Raw genomic sequence first — 12,988 nt, 5'->3', positions numbered from 1 at the left:
GTTTTCCTGTCCATTGCCGGCGCGGCAAACGGGGCCCGCTGGTCCAAAAAAATCGAAGTCCGCGCTCTTTACACGAAACGCTCACTCGACAAAACTGCGCCAATGCCTATTCAGGCATCCATTCCCCACCATATCACCGCGAGGCATTCATGAGCGTGGTCGCACCGAAATTCGCCACGCCGGCGCGCGTCTGGGCGGCGATCCGGGACGCCGCGCCAAGGTGAGCGCCGAGGTGGGTGCGGAGCCAGACGGCGACGGCGGACACGCCGGTCACCACGGCACGCTGCGGGGCATTGCGTTGAAGATCGTCTCGGTGGCGGTCTTTGTCGGCATGCAGACCTGTATCAAGGCGGCCGGCGACGTGCCCGCCGGGCAGATTGTCTTCTTCCGCTCCTTCTTCGCCATCTTCCCGATCATCGCCTTCCTGGCGTTCAAGCGACAGCTGGCCACGGCATTTGCGACGAAACGGCCGTTCAACCACGTTGCGCGCGGCATCGTCGGCGTCGGCGCCATGGGGCTGGGCTTCTTCGCGCTCACCCGGCTGCCGCTGCCGGAGGCGATCACGCTGAACTATGCCCAGCCGCTGCTGGTGGTGGTGTTCTCCTCGATCTTCCTCGGCGAAACGATCCGTATCTATCGCTGGAGCGCTGTTGCCGTCGGTCTTGTCGGTGTGCTGATCATCTCCTGGCCGGAGCTGACGCTGCTGCGCTCGGGCGCGGCGCTCGGTGACCAGGAGGTGTTGGGCGTCATCGCCGCCTTCGCCGCGGCGGCGATCTCGGCCGTCGCCATGCTCTTGGTCCGCAACCTCGTCCAGACCGAGAAGACCGCGACCATCGTGCTCTGGTTCTCGTCGACGGCGAGCGTTCTCTCCCTGCTGACATTGCCTTTCGGCTGGCAGTCGCTGACGCCGATGCAGGCCGCGCTTCTGGTCGTCGCCGGCTTTTGCGGCGGGCTCGGCCAGATTCTGATGACGGCCGCCTACCGCCACGCCGAGGCTTCCGTCGTGGCGCCGTTCGAATACACATCGATGCTCCTCGGCGTCGTCGTCGGCTATCTGGTGTTCGGCGACGTAGCGGCGCTCAACACGCTGGTCGGCGGCGTGATCGTGGTCGCGGCCGGCATCTTCATCATCTGGCGCGAGCGGCAATTGGGGCTGGAGCGCACTCGCATCAGGAGAGCGACGCCGCCGCAGGGCTGATCACGACCGTTCGGCCCGCTCCTTGGCCAATCGCACCAGCGCCGACCGCGTCTGCTCGTCGGCCGGGAAGAAGGATTCGATCGCCAGTTCCGACAGCGTGACGTCGAGCGGCGTGCCGAAGACGGTGGTCGTGCTGATGAATGAGAGCACGGCATCGCCATGCGCGAGTCGCAGCGGATGGACGATGCCGCTCGGCTCGACCGGTGCCGGGCGTCCGCTCTTCAGGCCCGATGGATAGGCGCGCAGCTCTTGCTCGAGCGCGACGAGCACGGGGTCGCCGGTGGCGTCGTTCTGGTGCTGCAGCCGTTCCAGCAGGTGCGCGCGCCATTCGGCGAGGTTGACGATGCGCGGCGCAACACCGCCGGGATGCAGGCTGAGCCGCAGCACATTGACCGGGGGCTGGAGCAGCGACGGCTCGGAAACGTCGGCGAGGAACGGGCCGATCGCGGCGTTGGCTGAAACAAGGTTCCAGTGCCGGTCCACGGCCAGCGCCGGGAAGGGCTCATGCCCTCGAAGCACCGTCTCGACCGCCGCCATGGCCGGCGCCAGCGACGCATCGGAAAGCGGCTTCTCGCTGAAGCTCGGCGCGAAACCCGCCGCGAGCAGCAGCCGGTTGCGCTGCCGCAGCGGGATTGAAAGCTGCTCGGCCAGGTGCAGCACCATCTCGCGCGAGGGCTGGGCGCGGCCGCTCTCGACGAAGGAGAGATGGCGCTGCGAGATCTCGGCCTCCATGGCGAGGTCGAGCTGGCTCATGCGCCGGCGCGTGCGCCATTCGCGGATCAGGCTGCCGGCGGAGGTTTCGGATGTGGTCATGCGGGAAGGACTAAGGCGGCGAGGGGAGCAATTCAATTACCCGGGAGGTTATGGCGCCATCTCCTTCTCCCCCAGGGGGAGGAAGGGAGATGTTTCACTCCAACCCTCTCAGCTTCGCCTTCACCTCCAGAAAATCCCGCCAGGCCAGCTTCTTGTGCGCCGGCGTCCTCAACAGATAGGCCGGATGCAGCGTCGGCATGGCGGGAATGATGGTGCCGGACGCGGTCGTATGCGTGCGCCAGTTGCCGCGCAATCGCAGGATACCCTCGGTGGTGTTGAGCAAGGTCTTGGCCGAGGGGCCGCCGAGATTGACCAGCACCTTGGGGTTGACCAGCTCGATCTGCCTTTCGATGAACGGGCGGCAGATTTCGGTCTCGTGCGGCGTCGGCGTGCGGTTGCCCGGCGGCCGCCAGGGGATGACATTGGCGATATAGGCCGATGTGCGGTCGAGGCCGATAGCCGCCAGCATGCGGTCGAGCAGCCGGCCCGAGCGGCCGACGAAGGGCAGGCCTTCGAGGTCCTCGTCGCGGCCGGGCGCCTCGCCGACCAGCATCAGGTCGGCTTCGGGATTGCCGTCGGCGAAGACCAGGTTCTTGGCGGTGAATTTGAGATTGCAGCCGTCGAAGGCCGCCATGTGCTGACGCAGCTCGTCAAGCGTGGAGGCGCTCGCCGCCATCTGCCGCGCGAGCAGCGCCTGCGCCTCGTCGGGCACTGCCGCGGTGGCGGGCGCGGTGCGCGCCGGCGCATCCGGCAGCTTGCTTGCGTCCAGCCCGGATGCTGCCGCCGGTCGCTCTGGCGCTCTGTTCGCGTCGCGGCCCGGCTCCGATGCCGGCCGTTCCTGGGACCGGCTTTCGCGCGCGGCCGGTGCCGGCGCGCGCTCGGCTTGCTTCGGCTGGACGTCGGCGAAGCGGTTGATGGGCGCGTCCTCAAGTGCATCATCGACACCGGCGCTGGCATAGAAGGCGAGCAGCTCGGCGATCTCGGCAGGGGTGCTGGGGGAGGCGACAGTCATGGCGCGCCACCTTCGTCCGCGCGGCGCCAATTTGCAACCTCGGTGAGTTTATCAACCGGTAGGAATCCGCGGATCCTGCACCAGATAGAACGTCCAGCGCGGCGTGTAGTCGGTGATCAGGAATTCGAAGCTGCCGGTCTTCAGCGGGTCGATCTTGCCGTCCTTGAACAGCAGCCGGTCATAGGGTTCGAAGTCGCGGTCGAACTCGGCGAAGTTGCTCGACACGATGTTGTCGGGCGACTTGTTGCGCTGGTCGAAGGACAGGCCATCGCCGAACACGCTCGGCTGGTCGAGGATCTCCTGCAGCTCGAACTGGAATTCCACCCAGGCCTGGCCGCTGTTGTTGAGCGCCTCGATGCGCATGTACATGATGCCGTTGGCGACGTCGCCGGCCTTGCCGAACGCCTCGATCGGCTTGGTGGTGCGGATGGTCAGCGTCACCGGTGTCGCCGAATTCAGCTCTTCGGTGATGACGATCGGATCCTCCTTGGTGCCGATGCCGGAGGCGCCAGTGATGTGAAAGCCGCCGAGCTCGTCGGAAAAGGAATAGGCGCCGGTTGCCCAGACCTTTTGCGGATCGGCATGGGCAGCTGGGGCCAGCAGCGGAAGGAGCGGAAGAACCGCGCGGCAAAGCCGGCCGGGCGTCGAGAAAAAGCGCGTCAATGAGAAGCCGGATGGCTCAGGCGTGCGCATGGCGCGAAGTATTGCCGATAAGCAAGCCGTCGAACAATTGAAAAACGCCAAGGGAAATGGTTCTTCACGGCCGGGCGCGACTTTTTGTCGAAATCGGCTTTGTCCGTTAAGCGCCGGTTTCCCGTCGCGAATTGATGCGCTATGCAGCGCATGAGCCAGCACAATGCGGGAAAGCGCGGCAAGCCAGTGAGGGGTCGATGAGCGATATCGAACGCGAGAGCATGGAATTCGACGTGGTCATCGTCGGCGCCGGTCCGGCCGGCCTCGCCGCCGCGATCCGTCTGAAGCAGGTCAATCCCGAGCTTTCCGTCGTTGTGCTGGAAAAGGGCGGCGAAGTCGGCGCTCACATCCTGTCCGGCGCCGTCGTCGATCCGATCGGCATCGATCGCCTGCTGCCGGGCTGGCGCGAGGAAGAGGGGCATCCTTTCAAGACGCCGGTGACGGACGATCATTTCCTGGTGCTTGGTCCGGCCGGCTCGTTCCGCCTGCCCAACATCCTGATGCCGCCGCTGATGAACAATCACGGCAACTACATCGTCTCGCTGGGCAATGTCTGCCGCTGGCTGGCCACCAAGGCCGAGGCGCTCGGCGTCGAGATCTACCCCGGCTTCGCCGCCGCGGGCCTGCTCTACGACGATGCCGGCGCCGTCACCGGTGTGGTGACCGGCGACATGGGTGTCGAGAAAGACGGCACGCATGGCCCGTCCTTCGCGCCCGGCATGGCGCTGATGGGCAAATATGTGCTGATCGGCGAGGGCGCGCGCGGCTCGCTCGCCAAGCAGCTGATCGCCAAATACAAGCTTGCCGATGGCCGCGAGCCGGCCAAGTTCGGCATCGGCCTGAAGGAGCTCTGGCAGGTCAAGCCGGAGCACCACAAGCCTGGGCTGGTGCAGCATTCGTTCGGCTGGCCGCTCGACATGAAAACCGGCGGCGGTTCCTTCCTCTACCATCTCGAGGACAACCAGGTGGCGGTCGGCTTCGTCGTCCACCTCAACTACAAGAACCCGTACCTCTCGCCCTTCGAGGAATTCCAGCGCTTCAAGACGCATCCGGCGATCAAAGGTACCTTCGAGGGCGCCAAGCGGATCGGCTATGGCGCGCGCGCCATCACCGAAGGCGGCTGGCAGTCGGTGCCGAAACTGTCCTTCCCCGGCGGTGTGCTGATGGGCTGCGCGGCCGGCTTCGTCAACGTGCCGCGCATCAAGGGCTCGCACAATGCGGTGCTGTCGGGAATGCTGGCGGCCGAGCATGTCGCGGAAGCGATCGCCGCCGGCCGCGCCAATGACGAGCTTGCGTCCTACGAGGCCGCCTGGCGCGCCACCGACATCGGCAAGGATTTGAAGAAGGTGCGCAACGTCAAGCCGCTGTGGTCGCGCTTCGGCACCATCGCCGGCGTCGCCATCGGCGGTCTCGACATGTGGCTGAATACGCTGTTCGGCTTCTCGCCCTTCGGCACGCTGAAGCATGGCAAAGCCGATTACGCGACGCTTGAGCCGGCGTCCAAGCATCAGAAGATCGCCTATCCGAAACCGGATGGCGTACTCACCTTCGACCGGCTCTCCTCGGTGTTTCTGTCCAACACCAACCACGAGGAGAACGAGCCGGTCCACCTCATCGTCGGTGACGCCGCGCTGCAGCAGCGCTCCGAGCACGATGTCTTTGCCGGACCGTCTACGCGCTATTGCCCGGCCGGCGTCTACGAATGGGTCGACAAGGATGGCAATGCGGCGGCCGACCCGTCGGCCAAGGACGTGCGCTTCGTCATCAACGCGCAGAACTGCGTCCACTGCAAGACCTGCGACATCAAGGACCCCAACCAGAACATCAACTGGGTGCCGCCACAAGGCGGCGAAGGCCCGGTCTACCAGGGCATGTGAGACAGGCAGGTGCCTGACCGGGCCGTCTCGACCGCCGCCCGAACGAAAAGCCGGCGAAGGCCCGGCCTACCAGGGCATGTAACGGACCAGTTGAAACCGCGGCGCGCTTGTGTTTCCCTTCCCTGGTGAGTGGAGGAAGGCCATGCGCGTCCCGGTTCTGGCATGCCTTGCGACGATTGGCGCCCTGTGCTGCTTCAGCCCGGCGGCTTCGGCAGGCACCAAGCTGCTGGTCAAGACGCGGACCTACGAGATATCAGGCACGACGGGCGCCGCCCTGGTCGAGGCGATGGACCGCAACGGCCCCAAGCACGGCTTCATGACCCGCGCCATCGCGGACACCGCCTATACGGTGAATTGGGACCTCGCCATGAACCGGACCGATGGAGTCTGCCACTTGCGGCAGGCCGATGGCGTCCTCGATCTCACCTACACCTATCCGCGCCTGGCGCAGCCGGCCAATGCCCGGCTCGAGCGCCGCTGGCAGCGGTTCTTCGCCGGCGTTCGTGGGCATGAAGAGACGCATGGCCGCATCGCCAGGAGCATGATGAAAGCCACCGAGAGGTCGATCCGGGGGCTCAAACGCGCCGACAACTGGTTCTGCACCGGCACCCGCCAGGAGGCGAGACGGCGCATCAACGCCGTCTATGTCGAATACGAGGCGAAGCAAAAGGCCTTCGACGCCCGCGAGCACCGCAATGGCGGTCATGTCGAGCATCTGGTGGATGCCTTGATCAAGCCTTGAGGGTCGAAGGAACGCAGCGCTAGCGCAGCGTCTTGCCCGGTTGCTGGACAGCCGCCAGCGCCGTCTCATGGTCGTCGTCGGGCTTTTTCTCTTGCGGACGCAGCGAAAACTCCACCAGCACCGGAAGATGATCGGAGCCGGTTTCTTCGAGCCGCGTCGACGAGTGGATCATCAGCCCGCCCTTGCTGAACACCTGGTCGATCGGCAGACCGGCGAAGCGCCGCAGGACATCCGGCAGCTTGATGTACATCCATGTCGGCCCGGCCGACGGCATGACGGCGAGCTTGCCGAGCGCCGCGACGCGCCGCACCGCCGCGCTCCACGGCACGGCGTTGCAGTCGCCGGCCATGATCGCAGTTTCGCCGAGCGAGGCGATCTGGTCCGACAGTTCGCCGATCTGCCAGTGTTGCTCGCGCGGCCACGGCCAGCTGAGATGGATGGCGGCAACTTCGACGCCGATGCCGCCGAAGTCGACAGTCGCGATCGCCATCGCGCCGCGCCGCTCGCAGTGCGGCTCGGTCCCGGCGACGAACGGACGTCTGGAGAGCAGCGCGACACCGAACACGCCGTTCGGGTAGGGACAAAGGATCCGGTATGGATAGGCGCTGGTGATATAGCCAAGCTCGGTCGTCCACATCTCCGACACCTCATCGAGGGTGATCACGTCGGGATTGGTCCGGCCGATCAGCGACAGCACCTTCTTCGGCGTCGGATTGTCGAAGCGCAGATTCATCTGCAGCAGGCTGTAGACGATCTGGTCGGCGGGTTTGGCGTCAGCCTGCACCGGCCACAGCCTGGGCAGCGCGCTCAGCGTCGTGGCGAAGCTTGCGATGGCGAAGAGCAGTGCCGCGGCCGCCTGCAGGCGAAACGAGGTGGCAAGCAGCGGCAACGCCAGCAGCGCGATCAGCACGGCGAGATGAACGCGGAAATGCGAGAAGGAATCGAAGGCCGGATGCAGCGTGCCGAAAAACCCGGCAATCAGGGCGGCCGCGACCGCCATCATTGCCAGGAATGTCACCCCAGCCATCATGTTCGAGCGCGATCCGCCTGGTCTCATCTTGCCTGACTGCTCAGTGCCGCTGGCAACCCTGTTCGGCTTGCTTATCCGCCAAATTGCGGCCCGATCAAGACGACGAATTGCCTCGCCATCCTTTGCAGCCGGTGGCCAGCTATTGGAAGGCCGTCTCGGAAAAGCTCCTGAGCTTGCGCGAGTGCAGCCGCTCCATCGGCATTCCGGCCAGCTTTTCCATCGCCTTGATGCCGATGGTGAGATGCTGCGCCACCTGCCTTTTGTAGAACTCGGTCGCCATGCCGGGAAGCTTGAGCTCGCCATGCAGCGGCTTGTCGGAAACGCACAGCAGCGTGCCGTAGGGAACGCGGAAGCGGAAGCCGTTGGCGGCGATGGTCGCCGATTCCATGTCGAGCGCGATGGCGCGCGACTGCGACAGCCGCTGCACCGGTCCGCGCTGGTCGCGCAGCTCCCAGTTGCGGTTGTCGATGGTGGCGACGGTGCCGGTGCGCATGATGCGTTTGAGGTCGTAGCCGGAAAGCCCGGTGACCTCGGCGACCGCCTCCTGCAGCGCCACCTGGATCTCGGCCAGCGGCGGGATCGGCACCCAGACCGGCAGGTCGTCGTCCAGTACATGGTCCTCGCGCACATAGGCATGCGCCAGCACATAGTCGCCAAGCGCCTGCGTGTTGCGCAGGCCGGCGCAGTGGCCGAGCATCACCCAGGCATGCGGCCTCAGCACCGCGATATGGTCGGTGATCGTCTTGGCGTTGGAGGGGCCGACGCCGATATTGACCATGGTGATGCCGCCATGGCCGGGCTTCTTGAGATGATAGGCCGGCATCTGCGGCAGGCGTTGTGGCGGCGTGCCTTCGGCGGGCACACTCGACCCGGCATGGGTGATGACGTTGCCGGGCTCGACGAATTCGGCATATCCGCCGCCGCCGCTTTCCATCAGATCGCGCGCGCGGGCGACGAATTCGTCGATGTAGAACTGGTAGTTGGTGAACAGCACGAAGTTCTGGAAATGCTGCGGGCTGGTCGCGGTGTAGTGTGTCATGCGGTGCAGCGAATAGTCGATGCGCTGCGCGGTGAACGGTGCCAGCGGCCGCGGTTCCCCGAAGGCTACCTCGAACGTGCCGTTGGCGATCTGGTCGTCGGTGCCGTCGAGGTCCGGCACGTCGAACAGGTCGCGGATCGGCCGCTTGATGCGCTCGGCGGCGCTGCCGTCGACATAGGTGCCCTCCAGGAAGGCGAAATGCAGCGGAATAGGCGTGGTCGATTCCGACACCGTGACCTGGACGCCATGGTTGCGCATGATCAGCCGAAGCTGCTCGACGAGGTAGTTTTCGAACAGCGCCGGCTGGGTGATGGTGGTCGAGAAATGTCCGGGCGTCGGCATGTGGCCATAGGCCTGGCGCGAGTCGACCTGGCTGAAGGAGGTCGTGGTGACGCCGATCTCGGGATAGAAGGCCCGGTAGCGCTTGTTGTTGTCGCCGCCGGCTGCCAGTGCCGCGAAGGAATCGCGCAGGAACTTGGTGTTGCGGTCGTAAAGCACCTGCAAGGCCGCGACCGCCTTCTTGGCGTCGCTGAAACTCTGCCTGCCGAAAGGCTCAGGCATGACGACTGATTCGATGGCTTGGGGGTAGATTCGCTTTTCCATGGCTCAATATAGAGAGTTGGAAGAGCGGTTGGGAGGGGGAGGCGGGCGTGAAGGCTGCCAAAGTGCCGATTTTTGTCCGCGTCTTGCGATGGGGTGAGATCAGGTCAGCCCCGGCCTCACCTGATTATCGAAGCGCCTCAGCCGCGCTGCAGGGAGACCAGCAGCACGAAGCCGACGCCCGACTTCCGCGGCGACGGGGCCTCGATCGTCGAGCCGTTGTCGGCGCGCATCATCGGCACAGCCAGCACCGGGGCGGCGAGCAGCATCAGGATGAGCGCCGCCCGCGGCAGGAGCCGGAGGGTCTTCAGGGCGCTGGTGGCGATGCGGTTCATGGTCGTTGCTTCTCGGTTGAGGGTTGGTCGGTTCAGCGGTTCAAATGGTTCATGCAGCCCAGCCGGCAGGCATTGGCGCTATCCCAGGCGCGGGCCGGGCGGCCGGCCTCGGCCACCAGGATGGCGAAGAACATGCCGAACAGGCTCATCAGCAGGCAGACGATGGCGAAGCGGCGGGCGAGCATTGGTGTTGGTCCTCTCCTTCAATGCCAAGGAGAATGCCCGAGCGCCGCTGAACCGGCTCTGATGCCGGCATTCATCTGCGGTTCAAGTTCGTTGATGGGATTTTGGCGGCGCGCCTGTCGCCGAAAAAGGAAACGGGGCCGCGAAGGCCCCGTTTCAGGTGAGTGCGGCGAAGGCGCCGATCAGAGCTTGTGCCAGACTTGGCTTTTATTTTACGGAATGCGAAGGACGCATAGCTCTCTTGCGGCGTTGGTCCCCGCTCGCTTTGTACCCGTGGCGGCGTCGTGGGGAGATTTAGGGTGCGGTTGAAGGGCATCGGCGTCGAATAAATGTTGGGGTTTTGTGCAGGTCGCCTTGTACCGTTCGTGCTATTCCTAGTACCGTTAAGGTACCCCCAGGGGGACGGTGGCTAGTTGTCTGTATGTAAATATCGATGCAAATTTTTTGCAGAAAATGTCCGAATGGGACACCAGTCCTCGCGAACAAGCGCCGCTACAAGAGGTTGCACCGTTTTCAAGTGAATATGACAGATCAATGCATCTATTCTACGAATGCCGAAAACGCATGGCCGAAACGCAGGGTCTCTATCTGATAGGGTCGAATGAACGGGCATCGGCATTAAGGGTTCCTGCTGTTCATGCCTTACTGTTAAGCCCCCGAGGGGAGGATATCACGCGACGTTTATATGAAATGCCAAGACAGATTATTCGCCAAAAAGCTCCGAATGTCGGCCCTATTAGCTTCGCGAAACGAAACTAGGCTAAGTCAAGGGCGTGCGTCGCTGGCCGATGACCCTAGAGGTTTAAGTTCTTGCCAGTTTGGTCGTTCCCCTTGACAACCGTTCGATTGAATCTTGAGTTCCCAAACGAGCTTAGGGGATACCACGGCGGATGAAAAACGTCATGGACAGCAAAAACTCACCGTTCCTGTTTAATGCGTTTGAGATTCTGGGCCTTTCTCCGGATGCCACAGTGGAATCTATTTCTGACGCGCTTGAAGACGGGCTAGGACGCGACCCGGCCAACGAGCACCAGTTGATCGCCGCGAAAGATGCACTGGTAAGACCAAAGTCCCGGCTTGTCGCTGAGTTGAATTCGCTTCTCGATACACCAAAAAGCGCGGCGCGAGCTATCATGCGCCAAGTTAGGAGCGCCGACTCGTCTGCAGACGCGCTCATTCGTACGGCACTCCCTCTTGCCCCGATTTCAAGATCAAACCTACTAACCCATGTCGCCGAGACATCTGCACAGTTCAACGATGCCCTCCTTGTAGCTTTGATCGATGCCTGGGCCGCCTTTGACACGCGCGAGATACTCAAGTCGCTGACGCGGGTACACAAAGCGGCCGCGTTTCCTGCGCCTACCGAAAAAATGGTAGCAGACCTTGTTCACGAACTGAGGAGAAGCCAAGCCGACCGCGCGACGATGAGTTTCGTTGAACAACCTGATCAAGCAGCGGCGACAATGAAGAAAGTTGTCTCCGTCATTCTGATGAGCCCGGATTCAAATCGCATCGAAGCCGCGGACACCTTGTTGTCAGGGTATAGTAGCCAAATAAGTAAGAGTATCCAATACAGAAAAAGCACCCTATTTGATACGCTGGAAATGCTTATCAAGAATCCGTCCAATAGCACCAATGTTTCAGAATTTAAGTCGAAATTGTTATCATGGGATGAGCTGAGTCAGCCTCTTCAGTTGATGGAGAATTACAAGGGCCGAGATGAGCCCGGATCACGCGAGGTATTTGAAAAGGTTCGCTCATCCTTAATAACCATCGCAAACGAATCGAAAAGATTCGATATCGCTTTTGAAATAAATGAAACTGCTATTTCCGTTTTCCAAGAATTGCCCCGCGCCAGCGAGAGATTGACTGAAGACAGAGTCACTTTAGAAGAAAATTTGGTAATTTTTCATGCGTCAACCCTTATAGAGTTCGGTGATAAGTGGAGGGATCATTACCAAGAGCTATCGGAGTCATTGTCCAGAGGCAAATTTGGAAGTGGCAGTGTGGGTTCAGCCAAGACACTATACCAAGCTTTTTTGACCGCCGTAGCCGCAACGAAAGGCAAACCTTCTTCAGACATGCCCTTTGCGATTATACGTAGTATCGCAATCGATATAAACAACGAATTTGACAATCCGAAAATCGCATTCGTGTTAATCGACGGGCTTATTTCGTCGCCTCACTTCCCGGCGGCTAGTCAAGAGATGCAGCGACAATTAACTGAGGACAAGCGCCTTGCGCAAAGGAATTCGCTACAAGAGCAGATTCTTAAGGGCGCGAAAGAAAATGACAACGCTGCCGCAATTACTGCTTTGCGGAATCTTGAAGAATTAGCAGATACGCCTGAAGAGCGGATGACATTTGCAGGAACGCGATCTGTTCTTGAAAAAAAGGTAGCGAAACGGAAACTAAACTGGGTTTGGTTAGCCGCTGGCGCTGCCTTTTTCATATGGATTGCTGTGTCAAATAACCAGCCGAGGACATCCAGTCGTGAAGTCTTTCGCCCGTCCCCATCTCCCTCCACATACCCATCTCCGCCCCCAATCACGGTGAATCCTGTCGCCGTAAACGAGTGGGCTGAACAGGCGCCAGACAAGGGTTCAAACCTGGTGTTAAGTGTGGAAGGTATCCGATATTGCAAGTTTGAAAGCGAAAGGCTCTCCTATATCCGCACGAGGATATCCGATGAGCTGGTTGATAGATTCAACACGGAAGTAAACGATTATAATTCTCGATGTGGTTCTTACAGGTATCGGGACTATGATATGATCATTGTGAACTCTCAATTGGAAGGTAGGCGCACTTTCCTGCAAGTGGAAGCTCAGGCGCGGATCAAGGTCTGGGAACGGCAGGTTACTCCGCCACCGGTCACCTCGTACCCTGAGGCTGCGCCGTCAGCTCCAACTGCGGCCCCGGTTCAGAGCCCAAAACCTGATGTGTCGGCCGACAAAGATGTGCCGACAGACGAAAACACCCAAAAGGAAACTCAGTTAGACCTGCTCGACCCGCAAGCCGCCCAAGTCGTGCAAGACATTTTGATCGATCTGGGATATCTCCCAGGCCCAGGTGACGGAACTTGGGGTCCCAGCTCTCGTAGCGCCCTATACCGTTTCAAGGTCAGCAACGGGCTTGCTTCCGATGATGTCCTCGACAATGCCACTATCAAGGTTTTGTTTGGCGGAACAGGGAGTCGTAACGACCCCAGTCGATCCCTATCATCTCCTTATAAATCAGCGTCGAGATATCCGGCTATAGACGGAGGAAAATTGAATCCTCTCAATACAGAGGACGCGGCGATTATTAATCGCAAATTGCGAGAATTAGGCTTCTATGACGGGAAGAACGAGAGGTTATGGAGCGGAAAGTCGCGAGAGGCCCTGGTCAAGTTTTCCAGATTGAGGGGGTTGGATGATAGGGGGATATGGACCGCCGCTCACGAGCAGGCGCTGTTCGGGGGGTGAAC

Annotated in this window: 11 protein-coding genes; 4 read left to right on the top strand and 7 right to left on the bottom strand. The window is 61.6% G+C overall.

Annotated features, from left to right (window positions below; all coding sequences use genetic code 11):
• Positions 1–232 precede the first annotated feature (232 nt).
• Positions 233–1,198 (top strand): DMT family transporter, encoded by a 966-nt coding sequence (locus tag JG743_RS24270; RefSeq protein WP_446720916.1) that lies wholly within the window; start codon positions 233–235, stop codon positions 1,196–1,198.
• On the opposite strand, the gene JG743_RS24265 is transcribed toward JG743_RS24270, so the two are convergent.
• From JG743_RS24265 to JG743_RS24255, 3 genes are all read right to left on the bottom strand, one after another.
• On the bottom strand, positions 1,199–2,011 hold the full coding sequence (locus tag JG743_RS24265; protein WP_202293276.1) for a helix-turn-helix domain-containing protein: 813 nt from the start codon (positions 2,009–2,011) through the stop codon (positions 1,199–1,201).
• 94 nt (positions 2,012–2,105) lie between these two features.
• On the bottom strand, positions 2,106–3,023 hold the full coding sequence (locus JG743_RS24260; RefSeq protein WP_202293274.1) for a uracil-DNA glycosylase: 918 nt from the start codon (positions 3,021–3,023) through the stop codon (positions 2,106–2,108).
• 51 nt (positions 3,024–3,074) lie between these two features.
• The gene (locus JG743_RS24255) at positions 3,075–3,716 is read right to left on the bottom strand and encodes a hypothetical protein (protein ID WP_202293272.1); all 642 of its coding nucleotides are present in this window, start codon (positions 3,714–3,716) and stop codon (positions 3,075–3,077) included.
• A gap of 197 nt (positions 3,717–3,913) precedes the next feature.
• Here JG743_RS24255 and JG743_RS24250 point away from each other — a divergent pair, with 197 nt between their 5' ends.
• Both JG743_RS24250 and JG743_RS24245 read left to right on the top strand, forming a co-directional pair.
• On the top strand, positions 3,914–5,593 hold the full coding sequence (locus JG743_RS24250; protein ID WP_202293270.1) for an electron transfer flavoprotein-ubiquinone oxidoreductase: 1,680 nt from the start codon (positions 3,914–3,916) through the stop codon (positions 5,591–5,593).
• Positions 5,594–5,735: 142 nt separating this feature from the next.
• Positions 5,736–6,335 carry a DUF922 domain-containing protein gene (locus JG743_RS24245; protein ID WP_202293268.1) on the top strand — a complete coding sequence of 200 codons (600 nt, stop codon included), beginning with the start codon at positions 5,736–5,738 and terminating at the stop codon, positions 6,333–6,335.
• Positions 6,336–6,354: 19 nt separating this feature from the next.
• Here JG743_RS24245 and JG743_RS24240 read toward each other — a convergent pair whose 3' ends face one another.
• From JG743_RS24240 to JG743_RS24225, 4 genes are all read right to left on the bottom strand, one after another.
• On the bottom strand, positions 6,355–7,365 hold the full coding sequence (locus JG743_RS24240; protein ID WP_202302923.1) for an endonuclease/exonuclease/phosphatase family protein: 1,011 nt from the start codon (positions 7,363–7,365) through the stop codon (positions 6,355–6,357).
• A 139-nt stretch (positions 7,366–7,504) separates the two neighbouring features.
• Complete coding sequence (locus JG743_RS24235; RefSeq protein ID WP_244672897.1) at positions 7,505–8,965, bottom strand: AMP nucleosidase; 1,461 nt, start codon at positions 8,963–8,965, stop codon at positions 7,505–7,507.
• A gap of 179 nt (positions 8,966–9,144) precedes the next feature.
• Positions 9,145–9,339, bottom strand: coding sequence for a hypothetical protein (locus JG743_RS24230; protein WP_202293264.1), 195 nt, complete (start codon positions 9,337–9,339; stop codon positions 9,145–9,147).
• Positions 9,340–9,371: 32 nt separating this feature from the next.
• Positions 9,372–9,524, bottom strand: coding sequence for a hypothetical protein (locus tag JG743_RS24225; protein ID WP_202293262.1), 153 nt, complete (start codon positions 9,522–9,524; stop codon positions 9,372–9,374).
• A gap of 888 nt (positions 9,525–10,412) precedes the next feature.
• Here JG743_RS24225 and JG743_RS24220 point away from each other — a divergent pair.
• Positions 10,413–12,986 (top strand): peptidoglycan-binding domain-containing protein, encoded by a 2,574-nt coding sequence (locus JG743_RS24220; RefSeq protein WP_210388512.1) that lies wholly within the window; start codon positions 10,413–10,415, stop codon positions 12,984–12,986.
• Positions 12,987–12,988: the final 2 nt, after the last annotated feature.

This window comes from Mesorhizobium sp. 131-2-1, assembly GCF_016756535.1.
Lineage (GTDB): Bacteria > Pseudomonadota > Alphaproteobacteria > Rhizobiales > Rhizobiaceae > Mesorhizobium.
This window is presented reverse-complemented; position numbering and strand designations above follow the sequence as displayed.